Origin of the sequence: Zooshikella sp. RANM57, from assembly GCF_050749885.1 — a bacterium.
GTDB lineage: Bacteria > Pseudomonadota > Gammaproteobacteria > Pseudomonadales > Zooshikellaceae > Zooshikella.
Map to the genome: position 1 here is coordinate 1,158,299 of NZ_JBOIUB010000001.1, position 20,175 is coordinate 1,178,473.

General features: G+C 37.8%; 18 protein-coding genes and 2 pseudogenes. 8 read left to right on the forward strand and 12 right to left on the reverse strand.

Translation table 11 applies throughout. The features are described 5' to 3' along the window. Nucleotides 1-73 precede the first annotated feature (73 nt). From ACQ96U_RS04530 to ACQ96U_RS04540, 3 genes are all read left to right on the forward strand, one after another. Nucleotides 74-1,210: a cytochrome c3 family protein gene (locus ACQ96U_RS04530; RefSeq protein ID WP_431720041.1), complete on the forward strand. Its 1,137-nt coding sequence runs from the start codon at nucleotides 74-76 to the stop codon at nucleotides 1,208-1,210. Between the two features lie 2 nt (nucleotides 1,211-1,212). Next, the gene (locus ACQ96U_RS04535; RefSeq protein ID WP_431720042.1) at nucleotides 1,213-1,776 is read left to right on the forward strand and encodes a NapC/NirT family cytochrome c; all 564 of its coding nucleotides are present in this window, start codon (nucleotides 1,213-1,215) and stop codon (nucleotides 1,774-1,776) included. A gap of 172 nt (nucleotides 1,777-1,948) precedes the next feature. Then, on the forward strand, nucleotides 1,949-3,301 hold the full coding sequence (locus ACQ96U_RS04540; RefSeq protein WP_431720043.1) for a CAP domain-containing protein: 1,353 nt from the start codon (nucleotides 1,949-1,951) through the stop codon (nucleotides 3,299-3,301). 300 nt (nucleotides 3,302-3,601) lie between these two features. On the opposite strand, the gene ACQ96U_RS04545 is transcribed toward ACQ96U_RS04540, so the two are convergent. The 3 genes from ACQ96U_RS04545 to ACQ96U_RS04555 are packed head-to-tail and all read right to left on the reverse strand — an operon-like array spanning nucleotide 3,602 to nucleotide 8,674. Then, nucleotides 3,602-4,546, reverse strand: coding sequence for a hypothetical protein (locus ACQ96U_RS04545; RefSeq protein WP_431720044.1), 945 nt, complete (start codon nucleotides 4,544-4,546; stop codon nucleotides 3,602-3,604). After that, the gene (locus ACQ96U_RS04550) at nucleotides 4,543-8,373 is read right to left on the reverse strand and encodes a toxin VasX (protein ID WP_431720045.1); all 3,831 of its coding nucleotides are present in this window, start codon (nucleotides 8,371-8,373) and stop codon (nucleotides 4,543-4,545) included. Before ACQ96U_RS04550 ends, ACQ96U_RS04545 begins: the two co-directional genes overlap by 4 nt. After that, entirely contained in the window at nucleotides 8,339-8,674 is a 336-nt protein-coding gene (locus ACQ96U_RS04555) for a hypothetical protein (protein ID WP_431720046.1), read from the reverse strand. Before ACQ96U_RS04555 ends, ACQ96U_RS04550 begins: the two co-directional genes overlap by 35 nt. 317 nt (nucleotides 8,675-8,991) lie before the next feature. Between ACQ96U_RS04555 and ACQ96U_RS04560 the strand changes: the two genes are divergently transcribed. Beyond that, nucleotides 8,992-9,852: a phage tail protein gene (locus tag ACQ96U_RS04560; RefSeq protein ID WP_431720047.1), complete on the forward strand. Its 861-nt coding sequence runs from the start codon at nucleotides 8,992-8,994 to the stop codon at nucleotides 9,850-9,852. A gap of 53 nt (nucleotides 9,853-9,905) precedes the next feature. Further along, nucleotides 9,906-10,523 (forward strand): annotated as a pseudogene (locus ACQ96U_RS04565) (IS982 family transposase); the annotation flags it as partial. 674 nt (nucleotides 10,524-11,197) lie between these two features. Here the strand turns inward: ACQ96U_RS04565 and ACQ96U_RS04570 are convergent. Beyond that, nucleotides 11,198-11,377 (reverse strand): hypothetical protein, encoded by a 180-nt coding sequence (locus ACQ96U_RS04570; protein ID WP_431720048.1) that lies wholly within the window; start codon nucleotides 11,375-11,377, stop codon nucleotides 11,198-11,200. A 75-nt stretch (nucleotides 11,378-11,452) separates the two neighbouring features. On the opposite strand from ACQ96U_RS04570, the gene ACQ96U_RS04575 reads away from it, so the two are divergent. Then, nucleotides 11,453-11,827: a hypothetical protein gene (locus tag ACQ96U_RS04575; RefSeq protein WP_431720049.1), complete on the forward strand. Its 375-nt coding sequence runs from the start codon at nucleotides 11,453-11,455 to the stop codon at nucleotides 11,825-11,827. A 30-nt stretch (nucleotides 11,828-11,857) separates the two neighbouring features. On the opposite strand, the gene ACQ96U_RS04580 is transcribed toward ACQ96U_RS04575, so the two are convergent. From ACQ96U_RS04580 to ACQ96U_RS04600, 5 genes are all read right to left on the reverse strand, one after another. Continuing rightward, on the reverse strand, nucleotides 11,858-12,571 hold the full coding sequence (locus ACQ96U_RS04580; protein WP_431720050.1) for a DnaB-like helicase C-terminal domain-containing protein: 714 nt from the start codon (nucleotides 12,569-12,571) through the stop codon (nucleotides 11,858-11,860). Further along, nucleotides 12,571-13,128 (reverse strand): hypothetical protein, encoded by a 558-nt coding sequence (locus tag ACQ96U_RS04585; RefSeq protein WP_431720051.1) that lies wholly within the window; start codon nucleotides 13,126-13,128, stop codon nucleotides 12,571-12,573. Before ACQ96U_RS04585 ends, ACQ96U_RS04580 begins: the two co-directional genes overlap by 1 nt. A 37-nt stretch (nucleotides 13,129-13,165) precedes the next feature. Further along, nucleotides 13,166-13,318 (reverse strand): hypothetical protein, encoded by a 153-nt coding sequence (locus ACQ96U_RS04590; protein WP_431720052.1) that lies wholly within the window; start codon nucleotides 13,316-13,318, stop codon nucleotides 13,166-13,168. 284 nt (nucleotides 13,319-13,602) lie between these two features. Then, nucleotides 13,603-13,956 (reverse strand): hypothetical protein, encoded by a 354-nt coding sequence (locus ACQ96U_RS04595; protein ID WP_431720053.1) that lies wholly within the window; start codon nucleotides 13,954-13,956, stop codon nucleotides 13,603-13,605. A gap of 175 nt (nucleotides 13,957-14,131) precedes the next feature. Beyond that, the gene (locus ACQ96U_RS04600; protein ID WP_431720054.1) at nucleotides 14,132-14,443 is read right to left on the reverse strand and encodes a KilA-N domain-containing protein; all 312 of its coding nucleotides are present in this window, start codon (nucleotides 14,441-14,443) and stop codon (nucleotides 14,132-14,134) included. 350 nt (nucleotides 14,444-14,793) lie between these two features. Between ACQ96U_RS04600 and ACQ96U_RS04605 the strand changes: the two genes are divergently transcribed. Beyond that, the gene (locus tag ACQ96U_RS04605; protein WP_431720055.1) at nucleotides 14,794-15,345 is read left to right on the forward strand and encodes a DUF4234 domain-containing protein; all 552 of its coding nucleotides are present in this window, start codon (nucleotides 14,794-14,796) and stop codon (nucleotides 15,343-15,345) included. A gap of 187 nt (nucleotides 15,346-15,532) precedes the next feature. On the opposite strand, the gene ACQ96U_RS04610 is transcribed toward ACQ96U_RS04605, so the two are convergent. The 3 genes and pseudogenes from ACQ96U_RS04610 to ACQ96U_RS04620 form a co-directional block, all read right to left on the reverse strand. Then, nucleotides 15,533-15,910, reverse strand: a complete 378-nt coding sequence (locus ACQ96U_RS04610; RefSeq protein WP_431720056.1) for a hypothetical protein — start codon at nucleotides 15,908-15,910, stop codon at nucleotides 15,533-15,535. Nucleotides 15,911-16,033: 123 nt separating this feature from the next. Beyond that, a pseudogene (locus tag ACQ96U_RS04615) lies at nucleotides 16,034-17,200 on the reverse strand (DNA-directed RNA polymerase). Nucleotides 17,201-17,676: 476 nt separating this feature from the next. After that, nucleotides 17,677-17,892 carry a hypothetical protein gene (locus ACQ96U_RS04620; RefSeq protein WP_431720057.1) on the reverse strand — a complete coding sequence of 72 codons (216 nt, stop codon included), beginning with the start codon at nucleotides 17,890-17,892 and terminating at the stop codon, nucleotides 17,677-17,679. A 1,375-nt stretch (nucleotides 17,893-19,267) separates the two neighbouring features. Between ACQ96U_RS04620 and ACQ96U_RS04625 the strand changes: the two genes are divergently transcribed. Beyond that, entirely contained in the window at nucleotides 19,268-19,954 is a 687-nt protein-coding gene (locus tag ACQ96U_RS04625; protein WP_431720058.1) for an outer membrane beta-barrel protein, read from the forward strand. Nucleotides 19,955-20,175 lie beyond the last annotated feature (221 nt).

Genomic DNA, 20,175 nt, shown 5'->3' on the forward strand with positions numbered 1-20,175 from the left:
ATATTTACTATGAGTTACTCTTTGAAAAAAGTTTTTTAGAGTGGTTGTTTCTTTATAGAAAGAAGGGCCAATAATGATAGCTGACCTTTGTTATTTTGTCCGCTTTTGGCAGTTACACGCATCATTTTGTACAGCAGTTTTATTAATTCTTTGCCCTGTACTTTCTTTTGCTCAAACATATATTGGAGATAATAAATGCCGCGAATGCCATAGTGACATTTATTCGTCTTACATTAAAACAGGCCATCCCCATAAAATTCAAAAAGTAACAGGTCCTCCAGTCTTCCCAGCAGATACTTCACCCGGAGTTCCGTCTCCACCAGCAGATAAACAATGGAATGATATTTCCTATGTTATAGGGGGATTTGCTTGGAAAGCACGTTTTATGGATAAAGAAGGATATATATTAACGGGAGATAAACACCGTCAATTTAATTTAGCAAATCAAATACTAAAAACCACATCCTCTTGGACAGGGTATGACAAAGATAATGCACCACGTAAGCCATATACATGTGGGGAGTGTCATACAACAGGTTGGGTTTTAACGGGTCCTAAAGGACCGCATCAAAATAATCTACCAGGTATCTATGGGGTTTGGAGTGCTGATGGAGTCACCTGTGAAGCTTGCCATGGTCCAGGTGATCAACATGCTGCACAACCTGAGCAAGTACATTTAAGTTTTGAAGAGAACTGTGGTGATTGTCATCGACGAGGTAATGTCAGCCAGATTGATGCGAGTAATGGTTTGATAAGGCACCATGAGCAGTATGAAGATTTGCTGGCCTCACCACATCGCAATATTAAATGTATTGCCTGCCACGAGCCTCACCAAAGTGTTAAGTATCAGGGGAATGGGTTTAAAGGTGAACAAAATACATGTCAAATATGCCACACAGAAACTATCGATCATATTCCTGCGAAAGTTGATTTTCAGTGTACAACTTGCCATATGCCACGGATTGCTAAATCAGCTGTATCAGTAAAACATCAGGCAAAAATAGGTGAAATTCCTGAGGGGGATGTACGTGGTCATATTTTCCGTATCAGTACGGATCAACAATGGAAAATGTTTACCAATAATGGCCAGTTTGTTCGATTAAATGATGAGGGAAAAGCATTTATCACGGTTGATTATGCATGTTTAATCTGCCATACCGACAAAGATAAAGCATGGGCCATTGAGTTTGCAAAACGTATTCACCAATAATTATGAATAAAAATATATTCATCGTTTTGTTTTTAGGTATCCTTTTGAGTATTCTGTTAGTGATTACTGCAGATCATGTTGATAGAGTGACATCGACTGATGAGTTTTGTGGTAATAGTTGTCATTCTATGAACCAATACATAGCAAATGAGGAAATATATGTAGCGTCTGCTCACAGAACATCTAAAAGTGGGGTTGTTGTTGGTTGTGCAGATTGTCATATACCAGAATCACTCGCATTAGCCATGTGGACTCATGTTAAAGGAGGCATTAAAGATAGCCTTTCAGAGGTAAGAAATGATTTTACGAACCCTGCTGTTTGGGAAAGCTTCAAACCACGGTTAGCAAAACAAGTGAGAGAACGAATGTTAGCTAATGACAGTAGGGTTTGCCGTAATTGTCATATTATGGAAAAAATTGCTGTTTCATCCTATGAGGGACAACGAGCACATGCTCAGTCGTTTTATACTAAAGTAACCTGTATACAGTGCCACTATAATTTAGTCCATTCCCCTGTTAAGCCACATGAAGGTTTTGTTGAAAATACACATAAACTGCCTGACTAATTATCTATTTTAACGTGAAATGATTCGTTCTTGAAATTTTGTAATGCCGATTTACTTCGCATTAATTATTAAAAAAGTATAGTGCATATATTCTTTGCGATAAATGCAACGAAATTTATATATTCCTTAATATAGTATTAATGATTGTATAATATTGTATTGAGGAAGGTTTATGAGCGTATCAAGAGCTATTGCGCTTCCATTGGCTATTTTTTTTGTTAATGCGGTCAATGCAAAAACATTAAATCTTACGCAAGAGAACGTTGTTCAAGCGGCATCAGAAATAAAAAATTTGAGTCCTATTGTTAAACAAGAAAAAACAGTTCACATTAATCCTGAAATATTTACAACAAATGTGTTGGCACTGGATAAAATTAAAATTGAGCTATTTGATGGAATTCAGTTTATAGCAAATAAGAAACGTGTTGTGGATAATGGCGTATCTACTAGTTTTCAACCATCAGAAGTTTCAGGTGCTCAAGTGAGCAGCTTATGGGTTGGAACGGTAGATAGTGAACCTCAAAGTAAAGTTATTCTTGCTATTTCTCCTGAAAGTGTCTCAGGCAAAATTGAGATCATGGGAAGAACTTTCTTTATCAGATTTAATAATGGCCAACAGATTATTCGTGAAATGAAACAGGGCTCAACAAGAGTCGCCAAAATGGTGGATGAAACCAGAGAGCAAGCTGTTTTTAAATTAGTCAATCAGGAGCGTACTGCACGAAACTTACATAAGTATAATTATAATACGAAGCTTGCTAAGTCATCACGTCTTCATTCTGAAGATATGGCTCAAAATAATTACTTTAGCCATACTAGCCGAGATGGACGCTCTCCATTTGATCGTATGAAAGCACAAGGTTATCAACACGGATATGCGGCAGAAAACATCGCCGCAGGTTCTTCAGATGCAGAAGGGACAATGGAGCAGTGGATGAACAGCTCAGGTCATAGAGCATCCATTTTAAGTAAAAATTATTGCGACATTGGTGTAGGTTATGCCTATAACAGTGGAAACCGTTATCGGCATTTATGGACACAAAACTTTGGAAAACTCAGTGGTACCAGCTCGTGTCAAACTAACCCCGATCCTGATCCAACGCCAAATCCAGACCCTACGCCGAATCCAGATCCAGGTAATAATAAGTACAAACCGATTACGAACAGCTTGAATGTTTGTTTGGGTACCGTAAACAATAGTAACGTTGATGGTGCTCGTGTTAATGCTGCACGTTGTAGTGATTCGAAATCTCAACAGTGGGAGTTAGATAGCAACGGCTTACTGCACCCTGCTAACGCTTCTGAAAAATGTTTGCAAATGCCACAGTGGTGGAAAGGTACTAATCGTGCAGTCATTGGTCAATGTAATGCCCAACAACTACATCAACGGTGGCAGTTAGTTGATGGTCGCATACAAAACTTAGCGTATCGTATGGTTTATTTGAAGCACTTTACTAAATATGGTGATTGGGTTGGTATTTGGACGAAGGATGACACCAAAGGACAACAGTGGCAGTTTAAATAAAATACTGGAAGTGGACTATAACTGTGTACCAAAGATGAATCTGGTACCATAGACAAACATTGAGGTCATGTTAATAATATAAAACAAACATTCTTGAAGTAGGTGATTGTTAGTAAAATCATAGATTCTATTATTAAACAAAAGCCGGCTGATTTCCGTTGAACCGTTTGCCGCAGGACGCGGCAATCGAGCCTCCAGGGAAGGATGCACGGCGTGTTCAATGGGAATTAGGCTGCTTTTGTCATCAGGTTGACAAGAGCCAAAAAACTAACGATATCTTTTTTTGAGTATTTTTGAAATTTACTCCTCTGGTGGAATAGGGTTTCCCTCTTCATCTAAAGGAATTTCATTATTCGCTTCGGTGATGCGTTGCAGAATACGGTCAATTTCCTGTTCGATATTTTCAGGTTCGGGATCATCTCTAAAGTAAAAGGGCGGCTTGGCTTGCCATGAGTCTTGATTGGGCAAAACCTTTTCTCGGCCATATTCCATGAATTGCGCAATATACGCTAAGGTGGGTTTATAGGCTGAAAGTGAGGAAAATAAGGGGTTTCCTGTGGGCTGGAGTGGGTATCTTGCCCAGCCTAAAGAACCGTCTTTTAATTCGCAACGTAGAAAAAATAGGAGCATCTGGATGTTTTCATGGAGCCGAATATCATCATAGCGCTGCGCCCAAACGCCACCTTTTTGCCAGCTATATACAACACGTTTTTCCCGATCAAAAATCAATGGTGCCGGTTTACGTAACAAGATAATCCAAAGCAATAAGATAAAAATACCAAGCAAAGGGATACTGGTAAAAATGATGTCACCGATAATGCGCTGAGTCGTGTGCGTGTAGTTGTTATAGCGATCATGGATAAACCCTTTGAATGACATTTTTCCGTCATCGCCTACAACAGAATAAAATGCTAGAGCACCAGGGTCTTTTGTTAGACTAAAATATTCACTTCCATGTTCTTTCTTGGCAATTTCTATAAAACGGTTTGCATTCCACTCCGCACTTTTCCACGCTTCATAATAGTCAAGAAACTTAAATCCAGCGATAAAAATAAGCCCCAGCAAAAACAGGCTTGCCCAACAGTTGCGGATTTCTGTTTTGTTTTGCATGACCTTAATTTGTCGAGCGTTAATCTCAACAATGGGGTCAGGTTGCGCAAATGAACTAAGGTCTATGGCGAGTAATTCTTTCCATTTCAGGAAAAAAGGCTTTGGATAAATCGTTTTAATAAACTTCCCCATCACAATGAACTCTCATCTCGCATGCCGATAATAGGTGTTTTTAATCTCCCATCATCAGTAATTAAACGCATTGGCACAATAATATTCGGTTGAGGCCGATATACCCAGAACATACTGACTTTGGTATTGAACTTCATCTCAAGAGTGAAATGAGCTGCACCCTCTTTAAGTTTTACATCAGCCGTCTTCATTTTCTCTGTCATCTGCTGAGTGAGTAACTTGTCAGGCTTAATGGTGATTTGTCCATCTTCCTGAAAACTTGTCTTGGTATAAAGTGCAAACTCAACCTCTGATATGCCTGGCTCAAACCCAGGTAAAATGAATTTATAGTGATAGGTGTTGCCTGAGCCTGGAAATAGTCCGATATCTTTATCTAGCTCAAGCTGAGGCATATACAGGATATTCATAAACTCCTGTAATTCCATTCTATATGCCAATTGAATTTCTTTAGCTGATGCAATTTGTTGAGTTCTAGATAAACGTTGATTTATATTTGGCCGATCATCCCTTAGCAGTTTACTGTTATCTTTTGGCCAAAAAATATACTTAGGTCCTGATCCCCAGAAGCAGTTTTTAAGCAATGTTTCTAATGGGGTTTGACCGTAGATATAAATGAGTGCGCCACCAACTCCCATAAATAAAAGGCCAGCAGCGACCGCCATTACGCCTGGTGGTGAGCCAACCCCCGTTGCTGAAGCAGCTGAACCTGCTGTTGTACTCGCTATACCTGCAGCATATAGAGCATGAGCAAAAATCAATGCTGAACCTACAGCTATGAAAGAGTAGCCTGTACTTTCTCCATAATTACCTCGATTATAAGCTCTAAGGGCATCCCATGCGGATAACACCATCGTTCCATAGTTTGCTATTGCCATATAGGTTGCAGCATACGCAGAGTTACTAAGAAAATTACCCAGGATGGTAGCTTTTTCCATCATCTTAGGGGCTAAAGCTTTGGCTAACGATGGAGCCGCTTTGTTTAGAATTGATGAGGTAGCAAGCGTACCTGAACGTAAAATCAGCGTTGTATCAAGCATAAGTGAATTGATGCTGGCTATGACGGAGATGGCTGAATATAGACCATTACGTTCGTTGAGGGGATTTGCATTAGAAAAGTGGGTAGACTGAGCAATATCATAAATTGTCATCATATTAAAAGTGGCTGATAAGCCTGCAAAGCCAGTATCAAAAAGTAACCCTATTCTTTCGACTTTGTTTTTTGGGGTAACAAATGAATAGCGATTCCCTGAAGCTTTCATTACGCGCACTTCTGAAAGATTAAGAAGCTCTGGTAGTTTTTGGGTTTTCACCCGCTCCGCCCAGTTAAATAATGACTGGCCTCGTTGAACTTTCTTTACAGCTTTATCAAGAATGGTGTTGGCGTTTTTGCCACTACTGGATTTATTAATATAGTGAGCCAACGTTTTAGCCAGCTCATCATGAGTCATTCGTATGCTTTTATTGATATCAAGCTCTAGTCCGTAGACTCTTAGTACATCGTATATAAGCTGATTTGTTACATACTTTAAGGCGTTAAACGTAAGCCTATTAACCGTTCGCTGACCAAGCTCTTTACTAAATTTCAATAAAGAAACTGCATGCCCCCATATGGAGCCAAGATGTTGTAAAACCCAATCAAGCAATTTCACTGTAGTTATTGACCAGTCATAACCTTTTTGAGGGGTAGTGACAATAAACCTGAATATCTGGAAGGAAAGGTAATAGCCATTTTTAGCGTTTTCTATTTCTTCTGGCTGCTCTGCCGCATCTGAAATAATTTCTTCTAACGCTTGCTTGCCAGGAACTGATGCCATGATCCCTTGATAAATGCCTGCAGATAGCTTACAAAGTTTCTGTAACTCGTGCTCTGCATCCTGATCAGAATGGGGCGCGTGACAAAAGAAGTATTTAAAGTAAGTATCGAGAGAGCCGACGTTACCGACATTGGGCGAACCAAACATGAAGGATTTATAAAGTGTAGCGAACTGCTCCTGTCGTTCTTTGAATACTGAAAATTCATCCTCAATATTTTGCCAGTATTCGCCATGTTCCTGCCAATTGATGGATTCTTCGACGATTTCTTTAACTTCACCTTCTGCTGAACGTTTTAAGTCATTGACAATTTGCCCAATGACATAGGGATACATGTTTCTGGAAGCATATTCTTTCTCCCAAAGTGACAACATGCCATGAACGCGGGCTATTTCTTTCTGGCGACCAACAGGATCGTGCAAGGCAACGATTCGTGCTGTTTTGCTGTAAAGTGTTTTCTTCTGAAGCTCAGCAGCAATCTGTTCAGCCTCAAGTTCATAGGAAGTTTCTGTGGTGAGAACGTCTAAACTGATGTCTTTGACTGATGGGTCTACATCAGCATTTTTAAGTGCTAATAAGCGATTTTTGCGGCTTCGGTAATCCTCAACCAGCTGTTTAAAGTTTTCTGCGGTGGCTGGTAGTGCGTAGGGATCTTGATCAGCATGTAAATTGACTCGCTGCATCGCTTTTTTACGCGCATCCAGTTGACCATTCATTTTGTCGATGACATCAGCGTGCCACTCATGCTCACTGTAGGCGATACTGATTTCTTTTAAGGTGCGTTTAACAAAGATGAAAGGATAACCGTTTTCACTGCCAGAGCTGTCGTACACCAGCCCACCTTGTGCATTGACTTTGTTTTTAAAAAGGTATTTATCAAACTGCTCTTTAACCTCGCCGTTCTCTTCTGTTTTTGTGTATTTAAAAATATGAAAATGACCGTTAGCACTGTCATCTTCTTCTCGAATATACACCCAGCCTTGGCGTAATAAACGAATGACATAGCCTTTGCCGTCGGCGATGGTGTTCGCGCCCAGCATCGTGTTTATGGGGGGAGGCTCTACTGCACTTTCCAGTGACTCTTCAAAAAAGTTGGCATAAGCAAATCGAACGGGATAAATGGCCGTCACTTTTGTATCAATAGGGCGCTCATTTAAATAAACGACAGGGATCTTATGCTCTCGGTTGGCATCCAGATACCGTTCTGATGAGACGCGTTTATTTTGTTGAGGAGGAACGACCTCTTTATTTTGGTCCAGTAAGGCTGGCGCAATAGGACCTACAGGCCCATCTGCTAAATCAAAGCCTTTGGTCTGCTCATAGACCTTAATACTGTCAACCGATGTGGTCTGTTTATCTAATTCACCAGGATTGCTTTCAAGCTCATCAATAGCATCCCAGCTTAGTTGCTGCTTACTGAACAGCATTTTTATTCCCGTAGCACCTTGCTGTACTTCACCATTCAGTTTGTAGGGTATCCAGATAGTGTCGTAAGCGGTGCCAAGTGCTTCACGCGTATTTGGGTCAGTTAATCCTAAACGGCTTTGGCGGGCATTACGATAAAACGCCAGACGTGTATATCGGTAGGTTTGGTTTTTGCTGACTTCTAGCTCTCTCCATAGTTTATTTTTCCAAAACACATAAACCCAGCCACCTTCTTGGAGGATATCCGACTCTGGACGGGATTTTTTATCATTAAGATAAGTCAGGGGTTTGACGGGAATAATGATCGTATCCCAAGGTGTTTTTTCAGTATCTTTGGGTACTGGCTGAAGTTGCAGAATAAGTGGTAGATAAAGAGGCGGTTCGCCACGACCATGCATGGCAATACGAATACCCAGCTCTCGGGGGACATTCTGGATATTATGAAATTCTACGAGACTGCGGTAACGTTCACCATCCTTAAAATGAGTAGCAGCTGCTTTTAATTCAAGCCCTTGTTCGCTGTCTTTATCGACACCTAAATACAACCGTTGTGTACTATTATGCTGAACACCTGCTACTTCTATGCTGAACACCTGCTACTTCAACCACAATTTTGTAATTCAAATCAGGAGATGTGTCGGGAGGGGGGACAGGAGGCACCACACGATCAGGAATGAGCGGCACTTTTTCACGAATAACATACGGCAGCAATGGAATACCGAAGTCTTTGACTTCCATACTACGCACATCATCCCAAACTGATGTACCCAGTTCAGGATCACCATAGATCGACATGGTTTGATCAGGTTCCCAGTAGCGATCTTGTGTAATGTCGTAGTCAGGATCTTCCTTTAGTCGCTCCTCGTATGAGCGTATGTCAAGCTTACGGCGCATTACACTTGTCCTGCCCTAAAATACCTATGAGAAACTTTGTAGCCTTTGCTCTGAGTTACAAGGAGCAATTAAATATCTGTTGTATATTTTAAAGGTTTTATGTGCGAACTACTGTGTAAGTATCACAAAATAATATCAGTGATATCTGTTGTATTTCTCTAAAATAATTTTTGCTGTAGGTATTTATACCATTTTATTTGCGTTTGAAAATGATTCTCGATAGCTATAATTAAAAGTGAAGAATTTCACCTGATTAGGGAAGGGGATCAGTGATAACGTAGTCATTCAAAAAACTTATACAAAATACAGATGGAGTTATGGATAAAGAATACTACAATTTACTGACTGACGTAGGAATAGCAAAACTAACCAACGCTACGTTAATGGGGGATACGTTAAAGATAACAACGATAAAAGTAGGGGATGGTGGTGTAGAGGAAGGTAAAGAAACTTTCCCCAATGAAAATGCTAAATCTTTGGTGAGAGAGCGCTGGTCTGGCAATATTACTCATTTATCAATTGACCCACATAATAAAAACTGGGTGGTGGCTGAAGCGGTTATACCCGTTGATGTGGGTGGTTTTTATATTACGGAATTTGGCCTTTATGATAACCAAGGTGACTTAGTTTGTATTGGTAAATATCCGAAAACGTATAAACCAAAAGTACAACAAAACAGTGGTAGTGCCAGTAGTCTTTATTTGAAAGTCGTTTTAGAAATATTAAATGCTAAAAATATAGAACTAAAAATTGATCCGGCAATTGTATTGGCTTCTCGTCAATATGTTAAAGATAATTATGTACCAAAAACGGGTGGTGTTTTTAAAGGCGATATTCATGTGGTGGGGGATATTTACGCAGGTGAAAATCACAATCAACGTGTTTATCACGAGGGAAATAAACCCACTAAAGTGGATGTTGGTTTAGACCAGTTACCGAATGCTAAAACTGATGCAATTGATGAGAATACGTCCGACAAACTAGCGACTGCCAAATCAGTAAAGACTGCAGTTGATATTATTCGTAGTGAAAGATCCTATATATTACTAAGTAAAAATCAGGCAATGCAGCCTGCAGGCTCAAATAGTATTAAAGGATTTAATACCATCTACAGCACTATCAATGTAACCAAAGAGGCTACATTAACGCGATGCTCGACTTTTATTAGTTTGAAATGACAACCCCTGACCCCAACCTTTGTTTTGCCGAAACAAATTCAAAGGGACAGGGGATGTCAGTAGAAGAGTTTATCATAGCAGTTTATTGCTGGGTTGATGATACCTTCAATGAGTTACTTAAAGGCCAGCGATTACGTAAACGAGGGACTATGCCCTCTCTTTCTGATCCTGAAGTGATTGCAATGGAGCTCATCGGCGAGTTTTTTGGGTTAGATGAAGATACTCATATCTGGCGGTATTTTCGTGAACATTGGCGAAATTATTTTCCAGGTATCGGCTCAAGAAGCCAATTTTCAAAGCAAGCAGCAAACTTATGGGCGGTAAAACAGCAGTTGCAAAAACGAGTCACTATGGCACTGGGAACAATCACTGACCCACTCCATATTGTCGATGCTTTTCCTTTACCCGTGAGCCACTTTAAACGAGCAAAAAGCTGTAGCCGTTTTAAAGGAGAGGCAAACTACGGTTATTGTGCTTCAAAAAGTGAAACTTATTATGGGTTTAAAGGGCACTTACTCATTGATTTTCATGGTGCAATTGCAGGGTTTACGTTAACACCCGCTAATGACAGTGAGCGAGAAGCCGTCTGGGAGTTAACGAAATTGATGAAGAGTGGTATTTTGCTAGGTGATAAAGGTTATTTAGGTGCAGACTTTAAGGCTGAATTAATAGGCTAAAAAGTCGAGCATCGCGTAAAGTTATAGAATTCTTGTTTAACTTGGTCATACGCAATTATTGTGTGGATTTCAGTAAGTGAGTCTAAAAGACCATTAGTTTCAATATCATAGATTATTTGCATACTTCTTTAGTACTGTTGATATATACTTAGATAAGTTTTCAACTTTAACAAGTTGGGTCTATAGCCGTTATACATAAAGCCAGTTTTAAATCATACCTTTATATGCTTAAAGTAAATAGCTGATGAAAAAAATTATATTGATTTTTATAGTTACAGCTTTATCTCCCCAAATTGCTCATGCTGCTGGAGATGCTTATATAGGCTTTGCTGTTGGGGTAATGTTTACCATACCTGTAGCCATAATATTACCACTCATCACTTCTTTCCTATTTATTTTTAAAGGACCTAACCGTTTTAAAAAATACTGTTATGCACTCAGGGTACACTATTCATTCCTCGCCCTTTTCTTTTTTATATTTTTAATCTGTAAACATATAGCTTCCATTCTATATAGCACCGAACATTCCTTTATATACTATTTCCCACTCTTATTTTTGTTAATCATACCAGTCCCTTTTATAAGCATGTTAATTTATCTATATATCAAAAGAAGAAAAAGAGAACAACTTTAGCTTAATAAAGCTCTTTAATAATCAAATAGTCGAGCTAGAAACCATTGTGAGCTATGAGTTCTTGAGCATCTTCTAAGAAAAGAACAGCTTCATTTATCTGTTGTGGGCAAAAACTATAGCTTTTATTAGTACTTTGGTCATAAGCAACTATAGTATGGATTTTAGTTAGCTGGTCTAAAAGACCATTAGTTTCAATATCATTGATGATTTTCATAAGATGAGTTTTTTACTCTATACTAACATCACGTATAAACAAGTTAACCCTCAAGTGAACCAGGTTGATTGTAATATGAAGCAGTTTTTTTACTGTGCATTAATGGTGACTTTTTTTTCACCTAGTCTTGCTTTCAGTGCTGGGGATGCAGCCCCAGGGCAATTTGTACTTATTGTATTTGGCTTTGTAATATTAGCTATATATCCATTAATAAGCTCAAGGTTTTTTATGGGAAAGGGAAAAAACCAATTTAAACGATATAAAACTGCTCTTTTTGTAACTTATGCATCAATAGTTGTAGTCAATATGATACTTATCCCACTGTCTGTGATATTTGTCAGTGGCTCAGGAATTGAATCCTCTGTTTTATTTTCTGTTATTTTTTCAGTAATAATACCATTATTCGTCACAATGGTATGGCTTACAGACAACAATGATAAATCAAGATAAGTTAAATTATTGGGCACCTAAAATTGCATTTCACATTATAAATGTCTCGCCTTCCAACTTCCTCCCAGTCTCAGGGTTATACATCAAGTTAAAAGTGGTCCCTGTAGACTGACCTGTATACCTATCTTTAAGCACCCTTAATATTGTCTTATTCTTTTCTTCATCCACCTCTGCTTGCTGGTCCCGCTCAAGGGCAAAGGTAAAGTTGGCATATTGCACATTAGCCTTACCTCCTGCAAAGTCATCGAGAGTTACACGACCACCCTCCTCATGACTCTTTTTCCCATCTTTTTTACGCAAGTGTGAAACATAATAAAGTGTAAACGGCAGCTCCTTATTTAAATCATTTAATCCACGCATAAAGGATTTAAGGACCTCCAGCCCGTTATTCTCACCCACAGCATCTAAGATATACGTTATGTGGTCCAAGTAGACATGCTTAGCGCCATATCCTTCAACACCTAAACGGATATACTGCAGTATGTCTTCAGGCTCTGTGTTCCCATCTACGGAATACATGAGTAAGTGTTTAGCCACGAGGGAGCGTGTCTTCTGGAATTGCTCTTGGTCAAACTGAGTGCCTGGAATATGGTATAACTTTGAGTCCACCTTCCCTGCTATCGTGTTTAAAGTGAGTTGCAGATTAGGTTCCTCCAGTAAGAAGGTCATACACTTCTCACCGTGTACCACTATGTTGTGCGCAATGTCTTCCTTGAGTAAATCTGTCTTTCTGTAGTGGCACACTAAAAGTCTTCGTCTTCCTCCACTGGGTCCATGTCATCTTCATCAATGGTGAAACCTTCTTCTTCGTCTTCAAACCCGTAGAAGGAAGCATTGGCTTGGAAGGCATACTCTTCTAGTTGATAGACGCGAACAGCTTCAGGTTGCAGCGTAATACCTACGCCTGTTGAAGGTGCATACCAGTGATAGAAGACAGTTGAAATACGGACCTCACTACCTTGTCCAAGGACTTTATCTTCAGGTATTACATTGTTCTTTGTGTCATACAAAATGGGACGACGTGTAAATGTGGTTCCATCTTTGCGTTTACCTTTGGCTTTAACTTTAAATTTAAAAACTACATTCCCAGTTTCTTCGTCTTCTTCAAATGGGAGGTCTGCCTTTCTTAATTTCTTTTTACGTAGCTCTTGGCAAAGCTTTTGGTAATGCTCTTCGAATCTCTTTTCAATTTCGACAATCAAGGGTTTTGCTGCTTCAGGTGAAAGGATTAAACGAGCATCATAAATACCATCACTATCAAATTTGGTGTCAACCTTATTCAAGTGAGGGTATGGACCCAAAATGCCACGAGGCGTAACAAAGTTATCTTTTGCTATATTATTTTTTATTCCTGTGCTTGTTCATATTTAATTGTTTTTGTTCTGGTGCTTCTACGTCATAGCCTTCGGCAAGGAGCCTACTAGCAATATCAATAGGTAAAGGAATGCCTTTATCCCAGTAATAGCGATAAGCACACGTTAGGGGTGTCATGTAATTTCTCAGTTATTTTTATTTATTGCGGAGGGGAATGAATGTATTAGTAATTATTCATTATTTTTGTAGAAAAAATTTTCATCATCATAAATTGACAATATTTACGAAGCCAGAAAAAATTCAGTTAAGCTCGTTTATTGGAAAAACATATTTAGTATGGGAGAGAGTGATAGTCGAAACATTTTGTATAAAAGGATATAAACGTCGAGAAGTGCAGCCTAACTTGATGTATTATAGTCAGTACAAAGGCTTTAATACGCCTTTGCTGACACTACCAATGATTAACTATTTTTAGTACGTACTTTTAAGTTTTCAATACCATTGTGCCGTAAACCGTCACAACCATATACTTTAAACTTAACTTGATAACCATGCGTAAGGGATAAAGCTAAAAACTGTTGAATTGATCTAAACATTTTATTAGATGCATTTAGGGAGTAAGTATCACTTGAGCAATTCCTGGGGTTTGAGGGCGATTCAGTGGTAACTATAATCCTTCCATTAAGCCCTTCACCAATCACTTCAATTTCTTTTACTGTATCCCAATTAGACTCATCGAAAGCAACACTTAAGTTTGCATGTAATACTATAAAAACAGTAATCGCTATGTTGAAAATTATTCTTACTCTTTTCACAGATAATACCACCTTAATACTCTTGTTCCAGCTTAGATATTGGCAACCCATGTATAGATATTTTGCAACATTATCACCACAAAACAATCGCTACAAGATAGCCGCTCAAAATTGTGATTACATTATTATCTTGATAATGACTACCACCAGGGCACAAAAGTTTCAATTGATAGCATCATCTCGGTAGGTGTGTATAAGTGTTAATTTTTTTTAAAATATATGAATAACGAGGAGGCACATTGTTGTAAATATTCAGACAACCATTAATGACTCTAAGAGCTTGATTTTCTTTCACTGCGCAAATTTGCGCACTGGAAATTTCACTGATTAAATCTTGGGTTTTCTTATTCCTAAGCCAAAGTTGTGGGCGCTGTAATGGGTCTCCCCCAGCGGCTTTATGTAAATCATTAAGGCAGAGGCGTCCTTGTGTATCTTGCTTAATAGAAATACTGTCGATGATGATAGGAGTTAAACCTTGATTAGACATAGAGTTAATCCTTGAGGTTACTTAAAGTAAAAACTTAGGTATGAAACTTAAGGGAAGAATCTTTCGGGGTATCTAAACGGGTCCCTAACTCTAGACCACGTCATTATTAGGCTGTACGTATATTAGAAAAAACAATACCGCACTTATAGCTAAGAGGAGTTTTGGCAGAAATTTCTATTCGTTCTTGTTATGAAAAGAGCCCATTAAGTAATGATTTATCTCACTTAAAATACTTTTTTCTCGTACTTACTCCCTCAATAGATTGATTAAAAAACAACCAAAAGATAGAATACCTCACCGTTTTTAAACTAGTAGCCTTCCTTTGATACGGAAATATCATGGAGTAGTAAATGAGTTCAGCAAATAGCCCTTATGCCGCACCTACCTCAGATTTAGCACTGGATACTTTTCGTAAAGAAGGTATTTATGAACTTCCTAGATTTAGCGCATGTGGAGTTTTTTTCTTAACTCTAGTTACTTTTGGCCTTTATTATTATTACTGGATGTATAGAAGAACTGTTATAATTAACAGAGTTTGTGACCGTAAAATATCAATGCATATACCAAATCTCGTTATAGTTTACTGTATAGTAAGCTTTATATATGGCATATATCAAAACTATATTATATATACTAGTGGACGCATACCTGAACCTTTTCTAGTAGAATATATTATGCAAATAATTTTCCTGGTCTTAGCCACTTTCTGGTTATATAACATTAGAAATCGGTTAAACTATATGTTTAAAGCCAAGAAAAAAGATATGTTTTGGATAGGTGGAATACTAACATTCTTCGGCAACGCTATTTACCTTCAGTATAAAGTAAACAAATTTATTGACCATACATCACAAAATCTTAACCAAGAGTTTAACGAAGTTAGTGGTGTTTCAACTATTTAGGTAAAACACTAAAGAAAACCCCAAGCTAGCTAACTGTTAACTTGGGGTTTTCTTTATTTAAAAATGATAGGATGCATGAGTCTTTACCACTAATCCTTAGACTGCTTTTGATAAGTGAGATTTTACTGCCCCTCCTTCAAAGCACAAAAGCAAATATCAATCATATTTCGTTGCAAGAGGCTACTACTCAAGCGAAACAGTCATATTTAGCTTTATGGTATAACTGATAAATACTGTGTGGGACTAACTGTACACAACTTAACCAAACAAAAAATGTAAGAAAGCCTCCAACGGTTTTAACTGAGTGTACTTCCACCATTAAACTACTAACGCTCTCCCCTGAGATATAGGAATATAGTAAAGTTAATCCTATTGATATAGCGGCAACCTTCCATGTATAGCTACTAAAAACCAAACCATAAAAAACATATATAAATATAGAAAATGAGGTCATCATCCCTATACGAGGATAAGTATTATAAACTCCAGCAACCATTAAGCCTACCCATATAAATACAAAGAAAAAAGCCTTAATCCATGGATTAATATTTCTAGGATTTGGCATATACACCTCCCATACTTCAATAATAACTTTGAGGAAGATAATAAAACAGTTAATCCATTTTTTCTAGAGTAGCTTCATGGTTTAAAACTAGGATTATTCTGCTTGTTACCCAAAGCAGTAACTCTACTTTAAAATCAATGATGGTTGCAAGCTCCCTTTTTTCGGTGTCACTTTTATCTTTTTTTTATCCTCCTCTTTTAAGTAGTTAAGCATCTGCTCCCAGAATAAGTTAAAAACATCATGCTCTGTATATAACTCATAAAAGCAAGTTCGTATTTTATTATAAAGCTCTTGGGTCCTGCTTGGTAAGGTTCCAAAAGAGTCATGGACTAAGGCCCAGTTATCTATGTAATTAGCATTAACTACAACTAACATTAAATGTGTTGCATCTAGAGAGTGCACAAAGTTAGGGGCTATTGACGAAGCTTGTTTCTGCTTATCAATGTTTGCTCCCTGTACCTTAAAAGTAAACCTAACCTTTTCTTTTCCTAAAAAGCTTGTTTCGCTTCTTTTTTCTTTATAGACCCAGTAATTTTGTTCAACTAAAAAGCCTATTGGGGTTTTCCATGAAATAGGCTCACCTTTTTTAGCCACTACTTTTGCTGTCTTCTGTAACCACTCCATACCTTCAGCCGCTTTAACTACAGTTTCGCACACAGCCCCATACAGAAGGGATGCAAGCAAGGATGCACCCTTAAAGACAATAGAGTTATCCTCCCATATTCAGGACCAAATGGACGCACTTATGTCTTTGATGTCATTAAACTTCATTGCCTCAATCTTCGCAGGTTTAATTACTCGCTCCAGCAACTGGTCCTTAAAGCCATACTCCTTGCTCCCATAAGGAAATGTCATTACGGCACTTTTAGCTAACTTACGGCCCATACAGCCTTTCTCTCTATCATACCCATAGTTTAACCAGGCGTAGGCACAAAGCATTGTATTGTAAAGGTCATGAGCTTCTTGCTCTGGAATAGACCTCTTTGCAAGGGTTCCATCTGAGTTGCGCTTATCAGACTTAACTAACTGCCTCCATTCATAAAGTGTTTTTTTTAACTTATATTTCCGCTTACTCTTGTTATAAATACCTTCAATTTTTTCATCAATGATATTTATTATTTTTGTGTAGTCGTGTTCCTTCCAGTCTTTCCCAACGATTGCTTCAAGCTTCACATATATTTTGTCGATGACACGCTGGTATATATCCTGAGGTACATCTGCAGGGGTTAAGTTAACGGCTACTTCTGATATTCCTCCCCCTTTCATTGGAGCCTGTAACACAAGTGGCATCTGTTTCAGTCTTCACTTCATGCACCTCCAAGCAACAATCAAACAACTGTAAATATCGGCAATCATATGCAGGTAATAATACTGTCCACGACAGGGCTGTTCAGCCAACAGATATCCCAACTCTACATTTAGTTAAGTCCTTGCGCATAGCAGGCTGTTATCTTGTGCCTGACAGGTCACTATTGCAGACTTACTCAGTGATGCTTCCGATTAGCCACTTTAAACCCTGAGACTTTGTGGAAACAGAAGCAATATATACTCCTTCAACCACTAAGGTTGATACAACCTGACTCCATGATAGACAACAGAACGCTCACTGTTACAAATCACCAAAATACACAAACATAGGAGATTAGGGAGAAATAACAAACTAAGTCAACTTATTCCTTAACTCCCTAATAAATCCACAAGACAGCAGTAACCAGCTAAAAGCTTGAAAAATGAGGATTCTATGATATGTATAAACCTAACAACCTTTATGTAGCTATAGCAGTCTTTAAGGCTTTAATTTCATTCAAAATTGCTTGGTTAATTTGATTTTGTTGCTCAATACTCTTTAATAAAAGATTGTAAATTTTCAAAAAATTTTCTGTATTTGCCTCTGTTAAAATACTTCCGCTTAATCCTAAAAGCTCATTGTAAGCCTCATTCATGCTATTTGTTTGTTGGATTATTAGTTCTTCAGCATTCATGACAAGATCCCTTTGTTTGAAATCGTATATCGTTTTATTTAGTGTAGTATCTATAACCAAAAAAATTACAACCCTACCACTTCTCATGTTGTATAAGTATTAACATAATATACAAAAATACGACATAATATAATAATCTGTAAGTAAGTAGATAGACTAGTCAGCTATAAGCCAACTCCCTGGTTTTTGCAACCTTTCGTTTCATAGCTATAAAAGCTTTTGTCGATATACACTACTCCAAAAGTAGTAGCTATACTTTAAAAGGATTTCAATTTAGTCATGCCCAGGAGGATGGCGTATGAGTTTCTTGGAAATCATATCTGGAGCTATCAAGAAGCTTTTGTTTAGCCCATCTCTATGGGCTTTCGCTTTATTCTGGGTCTTTTTGATAGTACTCACTGAGTGGTTTTTTATAACGTTATAGGTGAGTATTCAGCTTACACTTCTGCCATATTTACTCAATAATATTATAACTTTATTCGAAGCTATATAAGCAATGTTAGGTGGTAGCTCAAACTTTTTTTAAGTTGACATTGAGATGTCGACTCGTTCATTTATATAATAATTATAAGATCTGGAGACCTAGGTTTTAGTGTAGGTAAGGATCTCTGATCTAGGTAGGCGATTAGCTCTATATGCGGTAGTATACTTATATTCATTATCTACCTTATGTAAAACGAAGCGTTCAACTGAGCCATCTTTAAGGAAGTGCTTTAATTCCATCTCTGTTTGCTTAGCTAAAGTCTCAGAGATTAACTGCATAAAGTTATAACAGCGGTAATTATTTCCTCTTATTTTCCTTCTTTGTCAAAGCTCTCTCCTTTAAAATATTAAAATAGTGAAAAGCATAAATAGCGTAATGACACAAAGGCAGGGGAACAACACGTCGAACCATTTATAGCAAGTGTGCAACAACCAAACCAACAGAGAAGGGATCATAACGAGTTCGATACACATTATATTGACTTTAGGTAAAGGTGCTTTAGAAAATTGCTTTCAATATGGTGTAATTATCCTGAGTTTCAGAATGATATATTTACCTAATTTAATGTTCATCTGTAGGCTAACTTGCGAATCTCTATCATACTCTCGTCAGTCGTATTTAGTTTTCTAGCACCTATAAAAATCATAATAAATTTAAAGTCTTCATTACCTATTAATTAAATTTTTTCTAGTTGTTAGTCCTGCAAGAATATATGAGTACAAAATGTATCTTTCACCAAAGCACTTCATATCATATTTTAATATAAATTTAAAGTCGTATATATGCTAATTGTTTACAAAGCTTGCTTCATATAACAATGCTGACTTCGGTTAGTCTGAACGCATGTTTAGTAAAAATAGCCTTATCAAGAAGTACTCATTAGGGAGTAACATGAAAAAAGCAGTATTAGCAGTTGCTTTAACTACAACCTTTGTAGCACCGGCATTTGCAACAAACTCATTAAATCCTTTTGCAGATGAAAAAAGCGGTTTCTATCTAGGTCTGGGCGCTGGTGCAGCCGACTACAACGATTCTTATTCAGATTATGAAAAAGAAAATGACCGTTACAGTGGAAACTCTGAGTACACGAAAAGAGAAGGTGCAGTTAACCTTTTTGCTGGTTACCGTGTAAACAAGTACTTTGGCCTAGAAATTAATTATACTGACTTTGGTAGTCCGGATGCTGAGTATAACAGTCCTGGCGGCAGTGTTCATGAAGATGTAGAAAACGAAATTAAAGGCTACGGAATTAAAGCAGTCGGTTTTTACCCAATCAATACCAATATTGAGCTTAAAGCCACTGCTGGTGTCATGAAGTGGAAAGTAGAAGAAGATTACTCTATAACTAATTCAGCTTTTCCTTCAGTCAATAAAGCAAACTCCCACTCTGAGAAAGGTACCAGTCTAACATTTGGTTTGGGCGCTAACTACAACCTCACTGAAAATGTTGCATTTGGTCTTCAGTGGGAACGCATCAATGATGTTGGCGAAAAGTATGACGAAAACAAAACAGATACGCTAAGATTCGGTGAAAATGACATCGATTTATACACCTTATCTGTTCAGTACAAGTTTTAATTTATACTAAAGGGCAACCTCTAAAGATATAAGAGCGCTATATACTGGTGCTCTTTGCTTTTAAAAGTAAATATTGTGTAGTAATTATTTCAGCTACATTTAACACCTATCTCAGAGCATATCTCCTGTATTTACCTTTAAATTATACGCTATAATACACTATGATAACTTAGTAAAGCATCAAGATATGAAGTTCAGGGTGCTGAGACTAAGATTAAGAA